Raw genomic sequence first — 17630 nt, 5'->3', positions numbered from 1 at the left:
TGATCGTGTGATGCAGGCACGCAAGTCGATCGATGCTCTATTCCACCCACCCCTCGATGGCATGTCGAGACCATTTTCGATAAGACCCGACCTGTCACTTCGATGATGCAGCATCACCGATAAGTAGCGGCCACGCTGCGAGCGCAGCGTGCGCGATGGTTTCGAGTTCGCGTCGAGTCGCGCCGTCGCGTGCCTGGATCGACATGCCTTGTTGAACGGTAACGTAGTACTTGGCGATCGCACTCAAATCCGCCTTCGACGAAATCTCACCAGTGGTCACGCCTTGCATCAAGCGCTGCTTGATGCGTTCAGCGTTTTGCAAGCGCATTTCGATCAGCCTTTGTCTCACCGTGTTCGAATGCTCGGCCGGATGCAACGCCGACAATACAACCAGACAGCCCGGTGGTTTACCTCGACGCGTAAACGCGCGGGCAGTCTGCATCAGGTAGCTCTGGATCGCTTCGAACGCAGTGCCGGACTCGGACAGCCCGCCCCAAATTTCCCGGCCTTCGGTGTTCCTGTAATAGTCAAGCGCCTCCTGAAACAACGCCTCTTTACTGCCGAATGCAGCATAGAGGCTAGGCGATGCAATACCCATCGCCGAGGTCAGATCGGTCATCGAGGCACCCTCGTAACCCTTGTCCCAGAACACCTCCATGGCGCGCGCCAGCGCGGCTCCCTTGTCGAACGCCCTCGGTCTACCTCGCTCAGCCATTTTGCCCACCATATTGTGTATCGATCGACACAGAAATCTCTTGACCAGTCAGAGAAAGCCATCCTACCATGATTATGTGTCGATCGTTACATAATATAGACGAGGAGTGGTTATGGTGAAACTTCAAGGAAAGCGGGCACTCATCACCGGGGGCAGCCGTGGCATCGGCGCCGCGATCGCCAGGCGTTTGGCGGCAGACGGCGCCGACGTCGTATTAACCTATGAGCGCTCCGCCGAGCGGGCCAATGCCATTGTGGGAGAAATCGAGGCGTTGGGGCGGCGCGGCCTCGCCATTCAGGCCGATAGCGCCGATCCTGTGGCCTTAAATGCGGCCGTCGATCACGCAGCGCAAACGCTGGGCGGCCTCGACATCCTTGTGAACAACGCGGGAATCTTCCGTGCGGGGACGCTCGAGAGCCTGACGCTCGACGATATCGACGCAACGCTCGATGTCAACGTACGTGCGGTGGTGATCGCCTCTCAGTCGGCGGTCAAACATTTTAGAGAAGACGGTCGCATCATTTCGATCGGCAGCAATCTCGCCACCCGTGTCCCCGCGCCGGGCATGGCCCTTTATGCCATGAGTAAGTCCGCATTGATCGCTTGGACCCAAGGACTCGCTCGCGACCTTGGCAGCCGTGGTGTCACCGTCAATCTCGTCCATCCCGGTTCGACCGATACCGAAATGAATCCTGCCGACGGCGAGCACGCTGTCGCGCAACTGGGCCGCATGGCGATCCCGCGCTATGGGAAAGCCGAGGATGTTGCGGCGCTCGTTGCATTTGTTGCCGGTCCCGAGGGTGCCTCGATTAACGGCGCCAGCCTGACCATCGATGGCGGCGCGAACGCATGAGTCTCGGCACGCCACCTCGTGACAAGCTATCGATCGCGCTGATTGTGCTGGCGGCTGCGACCACGGTCGTGGTCGCGACAGAATTCATCGTGGTGGGTCTGCTGCCTTTAATCGCGCACGATATGCGCGTCTCGACGGCCACCGCCGGCTACCTGGTGAGTGCTTTTGCGCTATCGGCATCGCTGCTCGGGCCTCCGCTAACACTCCTCACTGCCACGCAGCCCGTACGCCGGATCATGATCGCTACCCTGCTCCTGTTTGCGGGTACGAATTTCGCCGGCGTGCTTTGGCCAACGTTCACGACATTGCTGACGCTAAGAATCGTTCAGGGTGCGATGCTTCCGGTCTATCTTGGCGCGGGTACGGCGGCCATTTCCTCCCTAGCATCTCCGGAACGACGCGGCTTTGCGCTTGCCCTGGCCAACACGGGATTCGCCGCCGGCGTGGTGATCGGTGTTCCTGCCGGCGTAGCGCTAGCAAACAAGGGGTTGTGGGTGACGCCGTTAGTACACCTCACTATCGCAAGTGTGGTTGCGGCCGCCCTCGTCGCCCTGCTATTTCCTGCGGTCGACGACCGCACAACGGTGAGCCGGCAATCCGTGCAGCTTCTCAGAGATGGCCGCTTTCTCATTCATCTCGCTTTGTCGACCACCGTATTCACCGCAATGTTCTCGGCTTACACCTATCTCGCTGTATGGTTACAACAGATCGCTGGCCTCACAGCCACGGGCATTGCTGAGGCGCTCTTCGGTTTCGGCGTTGCTGGAATGCTCGGCAATACTGCCGCCGCCGTCGTTGCCGACCGTATGCCCCTTCGCGCGATCGTCCTGGCGGCAACTGCGCTGGCCTTGGCGGCGGTCAGCCTGTCGCTGACCGGTTCGGTAGGGGTGCAGATAGCGATGTTCTTGGTTTGGGGCGTCGCGCATACCGCTTGCGTCGTGCTCTGTCAGGTCCGAGTGACGCTCGCTGGGCGTTCGGCCCCCGCATTCGCCGCGGCGCTCAACATTTCTGCGGCGAACCTGGGTATCGCGCTGGGTGCGCTAGCGGGTGGGTGGGCCATAACACGATGGGGGGGCAACGCGATCGGGTGGGGTTCGCTAGGGCTGCTCCCTTTGATCGCGGGCCTCGCGGCCGCTCTCGCGTTCACGGCACGTCGCCTGCCTATCAGCTTGCCTCACATGCAGAAGCGACCGATCATTCCACAGGCAGATGCGAGCCCTTCACTGCTCGGTTGTCGCCACGCTCATTGCGAGAGAACTGCTATAAACGCCCGCTGCTCTCCCCGCGGAAAACGAACCGCCTCAAACCCCACTCCGCCTCACCGCATAAAGCAAATGAATAACCAGCCCCGCGCATAGCCCCCAAAACGCGCCGCCAATCCCATAAAGACTGAATCCCGAGGCCGTAACGAGAAACGTCGCGAGCGCCGGCAAGCGTTGTTGCTCGTCGCGCATGGCGCCGAATAGCGACGAGCTAAAGGCGCCGGTCAGCGCCAGCCCCGCTGCGGCCTCGATAAGAATCGGCGATGACGACGCACTAACGAGCGTAATAACGATCGACGACACAGGCGGCAGAACCACCGCATAAACCAACCCCGCCACCACAGCCGCCGGATACCGACGTTCCGGCTGGGCATGCGCATCCGGCCCGGCGCACAATGCGGCCGTCACGGCAGCCAAGTTAATCCCCGGTGCCCCCAGCAGCGCCGAAATCGCCGACGCCGCTCCGGTCGCCAAGAACGAAGGACGCGCCGGCGCCTCGTAGCCATAGGTCGACAGCACGGCGAAGCCGGGAATGTTTTGCGAGGCCATGGTGACGATAAACAGCGGCAGCGCGATCGAAACGACGGTGTGCCAATCGAAGCGCGGCGATACCCAAGCGAGCGCCGGTAGCGAAAAGGTCTGCGCATGCTGCGGACCGGCGAAACTCATCGAGGCAACCGCCACGAGCAGCGCAGCGGGCGCCGCCCATAGCCGATGAAAACGGCCCACCACAAGCCAGGTGAGAATCACGAGCGCCGCCAATTTCGGCGTTTCGTGCAGCGCATCGAATGGCGCGAGACACAACTTGAACAGAATGCCCGCGAGCATCGCATTGGCGATCGGCCCGGGAATCCGCGTGACCAACCGGCCAAACTGCGTCCACAGGCCGGCCAGCACGATCAGCATGCCCGTAACGATAAAAGCGCCTACTGCCGCCGAATAACCGCCCGCGGGCACAGGCAATGTCGACAGCAGAGCCATCCCCGGCAAGGTCCAGGCAATCGAAATCGGGATCCGGCTCACGAGGCTCAAACCGATGGCCGTGAACCCCATCGTGACGCCTAAGATTGCGAGACCGGATGCGGCCTGCTCATGCGATGCGCCGACGGCCAGCATCCCGTTGATGACGACGGCCACGGAACTCGTATAGCCGACGATCGCCGCGAAGATACCCATCGCGGCCGACTGGCCGCTAAAGTCGGCGAAAAACCTACGCATAAAACTCACTCCGCTCGAGATGCACTTTCCCATGGCGCGGAGAACGGAATACGCACCGACGCAGGCACCGCAAAACGTGCCATGTTCAGTTCGCGGCCGATCACGGCGAGATAGCCGTCGAGCGCCACCAATTCGACAACGCCGTCCTCGCCGAAGCGCTCCCGCGCACGCGCATAGACCTTGTCGCTCACTTCATTACTCCGATGCAACTCATCCAGCACGTCAAAGACGATCGCTTCATCGCTATCTAGCGTTGTCGGACGTTCGTCCTTCGCCAAAGCGTCGACCTGCTCGCGCGTCACGCCATGCTGCAAGGCGATCGGCTCGTGGATGTACCAAATATACGGCGCGGCGACATAGCGCCCAGTCATCAGCATCGCAAACTCACGCACATGCTGCGGCAATTTCGATTTAAAGCGAAGATATTCCCCCAGCAACTGCAAGCGCGTCAGCACTTCGGGACTGCGCTGCAATACGGCGAACGGCCCGAAGATGCACCCGCGTGGCCCGGAGGCGATCTTGACCGCCGCATCGTGTTGCGCCGGCGTCATGTCGCCCTCTTTCAGTACGCCCATCCGTTGAAACGCGGCGTCCGTTGCCGACGGGTCCACGTCGGATGCGCATTGCGTCGGCCAATCGACGGGATTCTGAATGATAGTCGTTCCGGACCACGCCGGGTTGGCAAACGCGCACAAGGAAAGCGCGGCGGCAACGGAGGCTGACAGCATGCGAGACATGGCGAAATCCTATGGGTCGGGTTAAAGACGATGTGAACTGAAACGAAAACCGAACCGGGAATCCCTCACTGCCGGTCCGGGTGCGCAAGGGCGAATGCCGGCTCGGCCAGACATGTGTCGTTGATGCGAACGACCGTTGGCCATGTGTCCATGGCAAGCCCAACACGATGCGCAAAATAAACCTGCGGCACGAGCGCGAGGTCGGCGAGCGTGGGTTCGTCGCCGTGGCTAAAGCGCCCCGTTCCCGGGTCGCCGCCGAGCATCGCCTCGAGCGCGTCGAAGCTGCGGCGCAACCAATGGTGCTGCCATGCCCGCAGCTCTGCGTCCGGGAAGCCGTGCTCCTTCAAGTACGCGCCCACCCGCATCGATGTGATGGGATGGGTATCTGCCGCGACCACTTGATACAGCGCCCGGACTCGCGCGCGAGCCATGGCCGAATCCGGCAGCAGCGGCGGCTGCGGGTAGCACTCGTCGAGATACTCGATGATCGGGAGCGTTTGCGTCAGCATGACACCGTCAACCTCTAATGCCGGCACCAGCCCTTGCGGGTTGCGGGCCAGATACGCGGGCTCGCGATGCCCCCCGCGGTCCAGGTCTCGGGCGATAGGCTCGTAGGCAATGCCCTTTAGATTCAGCGCGATCCGCACGCGGAACGAGGCGGATGAACGATAGAAACCGTGCAGGTTGATCAAGACGGGCTCCTCAAAACTGGGGCACGCCGGCGTCGGCGGGATCGGGCGCTACCGTTCTAGCCGGCAGTTCGCGCGCGTACCCCGCCCCACTCGTGCGGCGTCCCGCAATCGCACGGACGAGGTCCAGTACGCAATGCTCGGCATCCTGTGTCTGCCGGGAGTCGATCTGCGGGCGCGGCAACGCGTGGGTGTAGAAATGCGGGCCCTCGACCGGGAAGCCGATCGCCCATAGGTTGCTGCGTATTTGCCCGTCCGCGCCGACCGGATGCAAATCCGTATCGATGTCGAGGCCGCCCGGATGATATGCACCGTTGCGATACGGCCGGATCAATCCTCGCGCCAATAAGTTGGCCGACAACGGTGACGCATCGGTCAGCGGCGAATACGTATCGAGCCGCGCCACCACCAATACGTCGGCATACCAGTGGGCCGTGCCGGTCGGGTAGTCTGCTTCGATGCAAAAGCGCGCGTGGGCTTCGTCGGCTCCGACACGTGTGCCTGGGCCGCCGACGATGTCGATCAAGCCGGCCTCGCGCAACGCCAAATACTCGACGTTGCGGCGTTTCGGCGGTCCGAAAGAAACGCGATTGGTCGTGGCGTTGAAGTTCTCGACGAAATAGCGGTGCGATGCCGGTGTCAGACCGCCGAATTCGACCGCGGTCCGGATCGCCTTTCTAGTGTCGCGCAACACGTCCGTCGCGGCCTTCACCGGGCTCGACAGATTGCCCTTGAACGCTTCGTTCAGGTCATCGCGGAACAGCGTGTCGAAGAAGTGCCGGAATGCCTCGAACGATTCGAATCGACGATCTTTGAGCGGCCACAGAATCGCCTCGATCGCGGCCAGTTCTTCCGGCGTGGCCTCGAATCCCGCAGGATCGACTTCCCGCTTATGCAGCGCCATCCGGTACGCGTAAGCCATCTCCTTCAACGTAAGCGGCAGGACGTCGCGTTCGAAGTCGAGCTGGAATTGGCCAGTGGCTGCAAGCACCGCCCTGCGCTTCTCCTCGATAGCCTCGGGCGTAAAGAATTGCGCGCGATGACTTCCGGCAAGTCCCTTCTCGTTGATGCCGCGCGCGGCGAATGGCAGGCAGTTGCGCGAGAACAATCGGATCAATGGTTCATCGCCCGACGGCACATAGCGCAGTCCTTCGTCACGTTCGACATAGCGCCCGCCCCGCCCCAGGGTCAACGACGAGATGACGTCGTGCGCACTCAAGCCGAGCCCCTGCACTGCCACCGTGGACGAGGCGGCGATTGTTGCGAGGCGCTCGATAGGATACGGCGACGCGAAATAGGCGAGGTTCTCGTTACGATCCGCGCAGCCCTCGACGAAGGCCGCCATGGCCGTGTCCTCGTCGGTCGGCTGACGGTTGCCGTGCCCGGTCGTCAAGAAGACGTAGTCGACATGCCTGGGATCGAGGCCGTCGGCGACCACATCGAATCCACCGTCGCGCTCGACCAGATCGGTGACGCGTGCGCGCAGATGCGTCACCTCGATATTGGACGGCAAGTGCGAGACGACCTGTCCGTATGCCCACGATAGGTATTCACCGAGCAGGCTTCGCGGCAAATAGTCCGCCTCGGTGATCGGCACCGTATCGTTGCCTCGCGCGTCTCGCACGAAGCGATCGCCCAAGCGTCGGTACCCCGCCTCGTGCGCCCATTCCACGAGCGAGAGGTCGCGCTCGCCCGCGACACTCGCCGGCGCAAAAATCGTCACCTGGGAAGCCAACGTGTTGATCATCAAATGGTCGGGCTGATACGCGCGATGCGCGCCTTGCCCAGCCTCGCCGCAATCGAACGCGAGAATCCGTACCCGGATATCGGCCGGGAACCGATGCGCATGTTCCCTAACCCGCTCCAACACGGTAAGGCCGCGTGGCCCGAGGCCGACGATGGCGATATGGATGACCTGCATGTATAGACTCCTTGATCGTTGCCCGATGCCGTTCGGTCGACACCGCTCGGCGCCCTATCGCGCGGGCTCGGCGTGAAGCTGCACGATGTCCTCGTGTCCGTTCCAGGCCGGAAAACGCAGGCGTACACCGGGATCGTGTCCGGGAACGATGTGGTCGGGACCGTCCGCGAGTGCTTCGATACGCTGGTGCGCCTCGAGCATGCGGGCCACGTCCAGCACGATGGGAAAGGGCCGGCGGGCGCGAAGGTTGTCCCAGTAGTGCGCGGCGTCGCTAGCCAGCACGACGTAGCCCCGCGCCGTGAGCACGCGCACGACTTGGAGGCCCGCGGTATGACCGCCCAGCAGATGCACGCTAACGCCGGGGGCGATCACCTGATCGTTGTCGCAATACCTGATCTGGCCGGCGTAAAGCTTCCCTATCGCCGCTGCCACGTCGCTCGCTTCGAATGGCTTTCTGAGCACGTCGTGGCACATGCAACGCCCGGTGCAATAGGCCATCTCAGCTTCCTGAAGATGAAGCCGTGCGCTGGGAAAACCGTCGATATTGCCGGCGTGGTCGTAATGCATGTGCGTGATGACGACGTCCGACACCGTTGCGGGATTCACATCCAACGTTTGCAGTAGGTGCAATGGCGAACGCAGATAAGTCCTGCGGCGCCGCTCCGCCATTTCCGCGGTGAACCCTGTATCGACGACGATAGTTCGATGCACGTTCCTGATCAGCCAGATATAGAAATCGAAGCCGACCGACGCATCGCCATGGGGATCCTCGCCTAAGTAGTTCTCGCCGCTACGGCGGCCGTCATGACGCGCGTAGCGCAGCGCGAACACCTCGTAGGGTTCGGCGAGTGAATCGGGCTGCTGAATCAATTTGTCATCTCGAGCGTGTTGTGCCGGTTTTGGTCATCGTCCCGCTCGATCCGAATAGGCTCGCGTTCACCGCTGCTCGCCTTCTCGAAAAAGAACTGGCGCTCGCCGAAGGCAGGCACCAATTGATCGAGCCACGAGGCCTGCGGATCGAACTTCGCGTAGAACGGCCGCCGTACCCAATCGGGATTACGTGCCTGTAGGAACTGGAGGGCGAAGACTTTTTCGCCGGCCAACTCGACCACCCCGTCGATCATCACCTTGCCCGGAAACGCGCTCATCGACGGTCCGCGCACGGTGCGCACGAGGCCGGACACCGACTGATAGGCGGCCTGGAATATCGCGTAGGCACGCGCCAACGGCAGCTTGAAGTAGTCGCTCGGCCCCGTGTCGCGCTCGACGAACATGTAGTACGGAACGGCGCCCAGGCGCACGCCCGTGGTCCACAATTCCATCCACGCGGCCGGGTCGTCGTTGATGTGCCGAATCACCGGCGCTTGAATCCGCACCGTCGCACCCGTCGCGAGAATGCGGCGAATCGCCTGCTGAGCGATCGGATGCTGGATCTCGCGGGGGTGGTTGTAGTGCCCCATCAAGGCCAAACTGCGGCCGGAGCGCACCACGCGCTCGAACAGCTTGAGCAGTTCGTCGGCATCGCGGTCGCTGACGAAGCGTTGCGGCCAATACGCAACGGACTTCGTCCCGATGCGGATGTTCTGGACATGCCCGAGTTCGGGGACCAGCAACGGTTCGAGATATTCCCCCAACGAGCGCGCGTTCATGACGAGCGGATCGCCGCCCGTGATCAGAACGTCGGTCACCTGGGGCTTCGTCTTCAGGTAGGCGACCAGATCGTCGGACGCGCGAGCGTCGAATTTCAGTTCCTCCATCCCGACGAACTGCGGCCAGCGAAAGCAGAACGTGCAGTACGCGTGGCACGACTGGCCCGCGCTGGGAAAAAACAGCACCGTCTCTTTGTATTTGTGCTGTAGACCCGCCAGAGGACGACCGTCGAGATACGGAACGTTGTGGGTCATCTGGCCCGCGGGATGGGGGTTCATGCTCATCCGGATCGCGTGCACGACCGGCTCGAGTTCGCTCTCCGTCGCACCGCTGCGAATGAGATCGCGCAACTGCGAGTACTGGGCCTCGGGCAACATATCGCGATGCGGAAACACGAGGCGATAGATCGGATCGTCGGGCACGTTGTCCCAATCGATCAACTCACTCAATACATACGGATTGACGCGAAACGGCAGCACATGAGAGACGGTCTCGACGGCCTCCTGCAATTCCGGGGACAACTTGCTCCATTGCGGAGCCTGTCGAATCGTCTGTCGCGTATACGGCTTGAATTTCCATACCAGATCGTCTTGCATGGCTCATGCCTCTCGGATACTCGTGAGAACCGATTTTCGGTTTAACGCCGCGCGGCCTTGGTGCCCACCGCAATCAAAGTCGGGCGTGGAATTTCCGCCACCCAGTGTTCGCGCTCGCGCGATACCGAGATCGGTCCGAGGATTTTTTCGATGAGCGGTCCTAGCTCGGCTTCGATACCCGCTTCCGAGCTAGCCACTTTGATCAAGTCGTACATGCCGTACACGTGCATGATCGCGTTGCGTCTCGCCTCTTCGGGAGACCCGCCGCGCAGGATGAACGGATCGCTCATCTCGAACAGCCGGATATCGCGGAAGCCGGCGTCCGTAAGCAAATCCAACAGGCCGTGACGCGTGAAGTGCGGGTTGGGATGGCCGGTACGCGAGTACGGATGAACGACTTGTTCGAAGAAGTTCGCCACGCGGTCGCCCACCTCGAAGGTGTGCAGCACCAGCCGGTGACCGGGTTTGACTGTGCGATAAGCTTCCGAGACCGCCAATTTTCGCGTTTCCAAATCGAGCAACTGGCTGCCGTAGGCAATCAGCACGCCGTCGAGCGCATCGTCGCGAAATAGGCTTCTGCCCGCCGATTGGCGGATGTACGGCAAGTGCTTGGCGCGGCAGGCGCTGATCATCAAATTGGAAAGATCGGCCGTGACGATGGTGGGTGCGTGCACGCCCAGCGTGGTGAAGAAACGCGCGACGGTGCCGCCGCCTCCGAGCACGTCGAGGATCCGAAAATCGGCACCGGGGATGACGTCGTACGACGGCGAAAAGCACTTGATCAAACTGATCATGCCGACGCTGCGATTGTCGTAGTTTTGTTGCGCGAGATTCGTCTTGTTGTATGCGGCGCCGCGACCGCCGATCTCGTTACCCTCGAACTCCCAAGACAGACGGTTCATTTCGTCGAGATACGAGGCGATCGCATCGTCCTCGATACGCGCCGGATCGAGCAGCGCGTATAGATCGGGCCACCGCTCGCGAAGATCTATGAGGTAATCCTTGAACGTCAGCGTGTCGATATAGATGTTGTTTTTCGACCCGTCATCAAGCTGCGCGGACATGCTATCTCCTTCACGTCTGAATTGAGGACACGCTCGATCGGCCAAGCCCGACCTCGTTGGGTTTTTCGATGCCCAATCATGCTAGCGGACGGAAACGTGAGCGTGGCCCCACCGAAACGGTGCATCTATAAGAACTGCTAGGTGTAATGCATAAGCCTCGCGCCAACCCCATCCAATGCGCGGGATACTCCATCCGTGCCCGATACAAGCGGCCTAGCGAGGTACATGACCCACACGGGCCGGCACACTTGGATAGGTCTACTGATCTTCGAGAGGATGGGGTGGAATGACGACGAGTCTTACGACGGACACGAACCTCATGACGCTTCGTGCGTATCTGGACTTGGTGGGCCATCCGGCCGACCAGAGCGCTTTCTGGTCCGCCGATGCGCTCGCCACGGCACTCGACCAACTGCCGCCGGGCGAGGCTCGCGCGATCGTGTTGACGTCGAACGCGCGCAGTGCCCATGGCGAGATCGCGCCGGGATTGTCGCTTGTGGTGCAAGACGTCAGGCCGGGGCAGCAATCACCGTCACACCGTCATTCGTTCTGGCATCTCTACATCGTGCAGGCAGGCCGCGGCGTCGCCCATATCGAAGCTTCGGGCGGGGAACGCGCGATCGCGGCCGGCGACGTGATCTTCGTTCCGCCCTTTCATTCACACGGCTTCGACAACCGTGCAGGGACCGAGTCGCTGATCCTGATCACGCTGCAAAACATGCCGCAGCTCGCGCAGCTCGGCTGTTTCATGCGCGAAGGCGAACGAGGCTCATGGCACTTAGTGCACACGCCCGGCGAGCCGCCGGCGGCTGGCCTCAAGGGAGCGCTGAGCCCAACGGGTACCACGACTCGATGAGCCGCACGGACCGAGAAGGCGCCATGCGAGACTCGTCGCCAGCGACCGGGGCACGCTTTCACCGGTTGCTATTCGTCGTCTTTCTCCCCTTCGCGCTCGGTCATTTCCTCTCGCTGTTTTTTCGCAACGTCAATGCAGTCCTAACGCCGTATCTCATGGCCGAGCTGCCGCTCGGCGCCGAGCGTATCGGTCTATTGTCGAGCGTCTATTTCCTGACACTGGCGCTCACGCAAATTCCCGTGGGTCTGTGTCTCGATCGATGGGGGCCGCGGCGGACGCAGATCGCGTTTCTGAGCGTCGCGGTGATGGGCACCCTCTTGTTCGCGGTCGCTAGAGACTTCTACACGCTCTTTGCCGCACGCGCGCTGTCCGGCATTGGAATGGCCGGAGCCTTCATGGCGGCCGTGAAAGCCATCGCTACCGCGTTCGAGTCGCGCCGGTTGCCGGTGCTCAACGGCGCCATGATCGCCGTCGGCGGCCTCGGTTCGATGGCGGCGACGAGCCCGGTCGAATGGGCTCTGCACGCGATGAGTTGGCACGAGCTCTTTGTATGGCTTGCCGGATTCCTCATGCTCGCGATCGCCGCCGTCTTCTGGCTGGTCCCGCCCGAGACGTTGCCATCCCCGCCTCCTGCATACGCGCAGCCCCGCACCCTCGCTTCGTTCATTGACGTGTGGCGCGTGCCGGGCTTTCGTCGCGCGATATCGCTCGTTCTGCTCCCACATGCGGTGGCATTCGGCGTACAAGGCGTGTGGCTTGGGCGTTGGATCAGCGATATCGGAAGGCTGGACCGTGCAGCGACCGCCAACGTCCTCTTCGCGAGCATGGGCGGGATCGTCGTGGGCGCGCTGCTGGTCGGCGCGATGGGCGGTTGGGCCGAGCGGCGGGGCTATCGCCTTCTCGACGTCGCGGGAGCGGGCGTGGCGCTGTTCGTCATCGTGCAACTCGCGGCAGCGTGCGGTTTCGTGCCGCTCGTGCCGATGTTGGCCGTGGGGTTCTCGATCGTCGGAGCCATCGGCGGGCTCGAGTTCTCGCTCGTCTTGCAGGCAGTGCCGCGTCACCTCGCCGGACGGGCCTCGACGATGCTCAACTTGCTGATCTTTCTCGGCTCGTTTCTCGTCCAAACGCTATTCGGTCTGATCCTCGAGCGCTGGCCCCCGCTTTCGGATCTACGTTATCCGGCGCAAGCCTATTCGGCGGCATTCGGCTTCTTGGCTCTCCTACAACTGCCGGGGCTCATGCAATGGTATTGGCAACGCGAACCGTCGCGCGCGGCGCCCAAGCCATCCGATAGCGCGGTCCGATGACAGAGCGTCATCGGTGGGTCTTCTACCGGAAAGACCTATGAACTATCATCTCGGCGAGGTCGAAGTGCCTTCGACCAAGAATGGAAGCATCGCGCTGCATCAACGAGTTCATCCTTCATGAATGAGGTGTCGCCGTGGTCACTGAAATTGTCTTCTTCAAACTGAGGCCGGATATCGATCTGCCGACGCTGTTGCAGCACTACGAAAAAGCAGCGATCAAGTGGTCGACCAATCCGGATCTTCTGCACAAGTGGTATTACTACGACGACGCCACGCACGAAGGCGGCGGCATCTACATCTGGCGATCGCGCGAAGCCGCGGCCCGCTGGCATGACGACGAATACAAGGCCATGGTCGAAAAAGTCTATGGCTACCCGCCCGAAATCCGTGTGCTCGACGCGCTGATCTACGTCGATCCCACGAAACAGCATTACGAATTCGTCCAGGCTCCGGCTTGAGCAACCGGCATTTCTTTTCTGTTCGAATGCACGGCGTACGGTGCATCATCGAAAAGCCGATTTCTATTCAAACGTCGCCCTTTCTCCCGAATACCACCCCTCGGAGCTACAGGGCGATTTACGCACCAGCTTAACCGCTGACTTCCAAACAAACACAGATAAATTAAATGGCGTTTGTGTATGGTTCATTTCAGATGCAAGTGCTCGCTTAATTACCAAAATTCCACCACACATAACAATAACTCATAACAAATTAAGCTTCACTTCGGATAATATGATGCTTCCTGGGTAATGACGATATGCGACCTCGAGGAACGGTGAGTTGGAGACCTCACGCGATGGCCTCGCCCCCCCTGTTGCCAAGGGACGATCATCGTCTTATCCACATCTTTTGACCAATTTTGCGGCTGCATCCCAGAGCCCCTTGAGACAAGGTGTTCCGAGTTGCTGCCACCCCGAAGGGTAGATTTCAATTCCGGCCGTCGCGCCCCTGCACGCCCGCGTTATTCGCCCCTCCTCAGGTGTCGGATCCTGTGAATTTCGTTCGGAAGATCAAATAAGAAACGAGCCTAAACCCGAATAAAGCATGACGATTCATTGAGGATGTCAGATGGACGTTAGCCTATCGACGTGGTGGAATGACGTATCCACCGGATTCAGTCACGCCATTTCTGAAGATCAGATTTTGCAACAAATTCGTCATTATGCAAAACGGCTGGGATTCGAATCCGTGGCATTCGGCACGAAGGGGACCGTATCTCCGATGGAATGCGGCACGAATATCATTTCCAATTACCCCGAAGCATGGGTCAAGCGCTATCTCGAGCGCGATTACGTGAGCCTCGACCCGGTCGTCCGCCAAGGAATGCGCACGCGCGACCCCGTCGTATGGCATGACGCCCTATTCGTGAAATCGCGCGAACTGTGGTCGGAAGCGCAGGACTTCGGGTTGCGGGCCGGCTTGAGCCAGTCGTCCTGGGCGCGCGGCGGCATCTTCACGATACTATCGGTGGCCCGGGATCGCGAACCGGTTATCGCCGGCGAAGCCGGTGAGCTTCAGCCGTATCTATTCATCCTCGCGGAGTGCGTGACGGCGAAGATTCAAAACTCCATCGACGGCGAAAACGCTCGGCGGTACATGCAGCGCCTCTCGCCTCGCGAAATCGAAATTCTGAAGTGGAGCGCGGACGGCAAGACGTCCTTGGAGATTTCGTCACAGTTGGGCATTGCGAGCGCGACAGTCCATTTTCATTTGCAGAATGCGAAGCGTAAGCTCGGCGTGGCGACAAAGATTCAGGCCATGGATCACGCACGCCGCCTCGGCGTGCTCGATTGACTTCGCCGACCGCGATGATGCGGGTGCCCGGCTAGCACGCCGAGCTTGCGGCGGGCTTCACATTTGCGTCGATGCGAGTGCGGACGCATCAGCGGGCGCGTCAGCTCGCGCGCGCTCCTGAAAGAGCGGCCGATCGGGTCGCAGAAACAGCCACAACACCGTCCCGCAGGCCGCTGCGAGCGCATTGAGCGCGAGTGCTGCGGACCAGGTCCCCGTCATCCGTACCGCGAATGCCATCGTTATCGGTCCTGCAACGTTCGCAGCCGCGCCCCACAAATTCGTCCAGCCGGACATCACGCCCGCATGCCCGCCGCCGAGATCCTGTGCCGTGGACCAGACCGTCACTTGTACGAAACCCACGGCCGCGAATGACAGGCATAGCCAAGCGACGGCACTCGGCGCGGAGCTCGCGCGTGCTGCGGCGAACATCCCTAGCGCGCCGAGCACGAATCCGGCCATTGCAATCGGTACACGCGCGTACCAGAGCGAGCGAGTCCGTCGATGAACACGATCGCAAACGATGCCCGCCACATAAACGGCGATGACGACGGCGCCCCAGGGCAACGATGCTTGAATTCCCATTGCCTGCAACGAAAGCCCGCGCGCCTTCATTAGGTAAGTCGGTAGCCAGGTCGTATAGAAGCTCTGAATGAGTACGAGCAGGAAATACTGAATGCCGAACACCCAGAAACGCGGGGCGCGGAAGAAGGTCATCCATTGCGCACGCGCCTCGGTCTGCTCCTCGTCGCGCCCCGCCGCGATGTACTCGGCCTCGGCGCGCGAAATCCAAGGATGACGCCGCGGCTCGTCGCGATAGCCGTACCACCACGCAAGCCCGAGCAAAAGGCCGAGCGCGCCATAGACGCCGAACAGGGCGCGCCAGCCCGCCTGCCCGATGATCCAAGCCGACAACGGCGCCGATACGATCGGCCCGAGATACAAACCGGCCAGAAGCCACCCGTTGCTGGTTGCCCGCTCGCGGCTCGGAAACCAGCGCTTGAGTGCAACGATGCCGCTCGACCAGTCCGCCGACTGCGCACCGCCCAAGAGCGCGCGACAGCCTAACAGCCAGCCGAAGGTCGCACGCAGCGGCGTCACCGCCATGATGACCGACCAGGCAACCGACGTGACGAACAACACTCTGCGCGGCCCAATCCGTTCGGCTACGCGACCGGCCGGGATTTGCCCCAACGCGTAGGCCCAGAAGTAGATCGTCAGAATCAGCGACATGTCGACGAGCGAGAGTCCAAGCTCTTTTTGCACGACGGGTGCGGCAACGCTCATGGCGGCCCGATCGAGCGTCATGACGGTCGTCATCGGCGCGATCAAGCAGGCGACGATCCGCCAGCGCAGCGTTCCTGTGCTCCGTCCCACGCTCTCCCCCTGTCTTTCGGCATCCATGCCGATGCCTTCGGAGTATATGCGCTTAAGTCGGCAGCGCGAGATCGGTCGATTGAATACGATTGACGCCCGCATGCCGCATCGCTGCCCATGCCTGCGCGAGCGAACCGTTCAGATCGACGGCACGCGTCGCATCTTCGATTACGTAGACGTCGAAGCCCGCCGCGCGAGCATCGATTGCCGTGTTCGCAACACAAAAGTCGGTCGCCAAGCCCACGACGAAAACCTGGCGGATGCCATGTGCGTTCAGGTAAGCGGCAAGCCCCGTGGAGGTATGGCGGTCGGCTTCCAAAAACGCGGAGTAGCTGTCGACGTCTCGGTGATATCCCTTGCGGACGATCAGTTCGGCTTGCGGGAGATCGAGGTCGGCGCGCAATGCCGCATCGGTCGTGCCCTGAACGCAATGATCCGGCCAAAGCACTTGCGTGCCGTAGGAAAGCCGCACGCTCTCGAACGGCTTCTTGCCCGGATACGACGATGCGAACGAGGCATGGCCGTGCGGATGCCAATCTTGCGTCATCACGACGTTCTCGAACGCTTTGCCGACACGATTGATTACCGGCACTACCTGTTCGCCGTCCTTGATCGCCAGCGTGCCGCCTGTCGTGAAGCAATTTTGCACATCCACCACGATCAACACACTGTGCTTATCCGGCGTGATCGGCGTGATCGGCGTGATCGGCTTGATCGGCTTGATCGGCTTGATCGGCGTGTTCTGCGCCGCAAGTGTCGGCCATGCGGCGGTTTGCGCAAGCATCGCGACACCGCCCAGTCCCGCGGCTCGGAGGAAAAGTCGTCGCTGCATGTGTGCTCCTTTTGGTATCGAAGATCCACGGCGATGAGAATGCAGCGGCTACATGGATAGATAGGCGCGCTGCACGGTCGAGTCGGCGGCGAGTTCGGCCATCGACGCATGGTGAAGAATGTGGCCGCCGTCCATCACGTACGCGCGGTCGCCGACTTTGGCGGCAAACGGCAGATTCTGCTCGGAAAGGAGGATCGAAAGCCCTTCGCGCTTGAGTTCGAGAATCGTCTTTGCAAGCTGCTCGACGATGAGCGGCGCCACGCCTTCGGACGGCTCGTCGAGCAGCACGAGATAGGGATTGCCCATCAACGTGCGCGCGATCGTCAGCATCTGTTGCTCGCCGCCGCTCATCTCCCCGCCGCGACGACCGCGCTTGGCCGCCAGATTCGGAAATAGTTCGTAAAGCCGGGCGGGGGTCCACGAGCGCAGGCCATCGCGAGGCGGCTGACGGCCGACTTCGAGATTCTCCTCGACCGTCAAGTCCGTGAAAATGCGCCGGTCCTCGGGCACGAACCCTAGCCCGAGCCGAGCAATTCGGTACGAATCGAGCCGTCCGATGTCGCATCCGCGAAAACGACTGTAGGCACTCGAACGATCCGTCAGACCGATCAGCGCTTTCATTGTTGTCGATTTGCCTGCGCCGTTGCGCCCCATAAGCGCCACGACCTCGCCGCGCGCAACCGTCAAATTCATGCCGAAGAGGATCTGCGCACGGCCATAAAAGGCGTCGAGACGAGCGATGTCGAGGAGCATGTCGTTCAT

General features: G+C 61.4%; 17 protein-coding genes. 6 read left to right on the top strand and 11 right to left on the bottom strand.

Annotation, left to right across the window (positions count from 1 at the left end):
- Positions 1 to 94 precede the first annotated feature (94 nt).
- Positions 95 to 715 (bottom strand): TetR/AcrR family transcriptional regulator, encoded by a 621-nt coding sequence (locus AB1286_RS26085; protein ID WP_430367319.1) that lies wholly within the window; start codon positions 713 to 715, stop codon positions 95 to 97.
- 112 nt (positions 716 to 827) lie between these two features.
- Here AB1286_RS26085 and AB1286_RS26080 point away from each other — a divergent pair, with 112 nt between their 5' ends.
- Both AB1286_RS26080 and AB1286_RS26075 read left to right on the top strand, forming a co-directional pair.
- On the top strand, positions 828 to 1568 hold the full coding sequence (locus AB1286_RS26080) for a 3-oxoacyl-ACP reductase family protein (protein ID WP_430366120.1): 741 nt from the start codon (positions 828 to 830) through the stop codon (positions 1566 to 1568).
- Positions 1565 to 2926, top strand: coding sequence for an MFS transporter (locus AB1286_RS26075; RefSeq protein ID WP_430366119.1), 1362 nt, complete (start codon positions 1565 to 1567; stop codon positions 2924 to 2926). The genes AB1286_RS26080 and AB1286_RS26075 overlap by 4 nt, the downstream gene beginning before the upstream one ends.
- Here AB1286_RS26075 and AB1286_RS26070 read toward each other — a convergent pair.
- The 7 genes from AB1286_RS26070 to AB1286_RS26040 all read right to left on the bottom strand — a co-directional run bounded on the left by AB1286_RS26070 (position 2870) and on the right by AB1286_RS26040 (position 10705).
- Positions 2870 to 4048: a benzoate/H(+) symporter BenE family transporter gene (locus AB1286_RS26070; RefSeq protein WP_430366118.1), complete on the bottom strand. Its 1179-nt coding sequence runs from the start codon at positions 4046 to 4048 to the stop codon at positions 2870 to 2872. The two genes, AB1286_RS26075 and AB1286_RS26070, sit on opposite strands and share 57 nt — an antisense overlap.
- Positions 4049 to 4053: 5 nt before the next feature.
- On the bottom strand, positions 4054 to 4785 hold the full coding sequence (locus AB1286_RS26065) for a carboxymuconolactone decarboxylase family protein (protein ID WP_430366117.1): 732 nt from the start codon (positions 4783 to 4785) through the stop codon (positions 4054 to 4056).
- 65 nt (positions 4786 to 4850) lie between these two features.
- A complete protein-coding gene (gene maiA / locus AB1286_RS26060) occupies positions 4851 to 5474 on the bottom strand; it encodes a maleylacetoacetate isomerase (protein ID WP_430367318.1) in 624 nt (207 codons plus the stop codon).
- A gap of 13 nt (positions 5475 to 5487) precedes the next feature.
- Positions 5488 to 7395, bottom strand: coding sequence for an FAD/NAD(P)-binding protein (locus tag AB1286_RS26055; RefSeq protein WP_430366116.1), 1908 nt, complete (start codon positions 7393 to 7395; stop codon positions 5488 to 5490).
- Between the two features lie 54 nt (positions 7396 to 7449).
- A complete protein-coding gene (locus AB1286_RS26050; protein WP_430366115.1) occupies positions 7450 to 8265 on the bottom strand; it encodes an N-acyl homoserine lactonase family protein in 816 nt (271 codons plus the stop codon).
- Positions 8262 to 9641, bottom strand: coding sequence for a KamA family radical SAM protein (locus AB1286_RS26045; RefSeq protein ID WP_430366114.1), 1380 nt, complete (start codon positions 9639 to 9641; stop codon positions 8262 to 8264). The genes AB1286_RS26050 and AB1286_RS26045 overlap by 4 nt, the downstream gene beginning before the upstream one ends.
- Positions 9642 to 9682: 41 nt before the next feature.
- Entirely contained in the window at positions 9683 to 10705 is a 1023-nt protein-coding gene (locus AB1286_RS26040; RefSeq protein WP_430366113.1) for a class I SAM-dependent methyltransferase, read from the bottom strand.
- Positions 10706 to 10991: 286 nt separating this feature from the next.
- Here AB1286_RS26040 and AB1286_RS26035 point away from each other — a divergent pair, with 286 nt between their 5' ends.
- From AB1286_RS26035 to AB1286_RS26020, 4 genes are all read left to right on the top strand, one after another.
- Positions 10992 to 11561 (top strand): cupin domain-containing protein, encoded by a 570-nt coding sequence (locus AB1286_RS26035; protein WP_430366112.1) that lies wholly within the window; start codon positions 10992 to 10994, stop codon positions 11559 to 11561.
- A 23-nt stretch (positions 11562 to 11584) separates the two neighbouring features.
- Positions 11585 to 12868 (top strand): MFS transporter, encoded by a 1284-nt coding sequence (locus AB1286_RS26030; protein ID WP_430366111.1) that lies wholly within the window; start codon positions 11585 to 11587, stop codon positions 12866 to 12868.
- A 134-nt stretch (positions 12869 to 13002) separates the two neighbouring features.
- The gene (locus tag AB1286_RS26025) at positions 13003 to 13326 is read left to right on the top strand and encodes a hypothetical protein (RefSeq protein ID WP_430366110.1); all 324 of its coding nucleotides are present in this window, start codon (positions 13003 to 13005) and stop codon (positions 13324 to 13326) included.
- Between the two features lie 610 nt (positions 13327 to 13936).
- The gene (locus AB1286_RS26020) at positions 13937 to 14662 is read left to right on the top strand and encodes a helix-turn-helix transcriptional regulator (RefSeq protein ID WP_430366109.1); all 726 of its coding nucleotides are present in this window, start codon (positions 13937 to 13939) and stop codon (positions 14660 to 14662) included.
- A gap of 57 nt (positions 14663 to 14719) precedes the next feature.
- Here the strand turns inward: AB1286_RS26020 and AB1286_RS26015 are convergent, their stop codons facing one another.
- Genes AB1286_RS26015 through AB1286_RS26005 form a run of 3 tightly spaced genes read right to left on the bottom strand, consistent with a single transcriptional unit; the run spans position 14720 to position 17630 of the window.
- On the bottom strand, positions 14720 to 16063 hold the full coding sequence (locus AB1286_RS26015) for an MFS transporter (protein ID WP_430366108.1): 1344 nt from the start codon (positions 16061 to 16063) through the stop codon (positions 14720 to 14722).
- A gap of 25 nt (positions 16064 to 16088) precedes the next feature.
- Positions 16089 to 16868: a bifunctional nicotinamidase/pyrazinamidase gene (gene pncA, locus AB1286_RS26010; protein ID WP_430366107.1), complete on the bottom strand. Its 780-nt coding sequence runs from the start codon at positions 16866 to 16868 to the stop codon at positions 16089 to 16091.
- A gap of 48 nt (positions 16869 to 16916) precedes the next feature.
- Complete coding sequence (locus tag AB1286_RS26005; protein ID WP_430366106.1) at positions 16917 to 17630, bottom strand: ABC transporter ATP-binding protein; 714 nt, start codon at positions 17628 to 17630, stop codon at positions 16917 to 16919.

The sequence above is a fragment of the Trinickia sp. NRRL B-1857 genome, from assembly GCF_050470685.1.
GTDB lineage: Bacteria > Pseudomonadota > Gammaproteobacteria > Burkholderiales > Burkholderiaceae > Trinickia.
The sequence above is the reverse complement of the archived record's forward strand: the minus strand, read 5'-3'. Positions and strand labels throughout refer to the sequence as shown.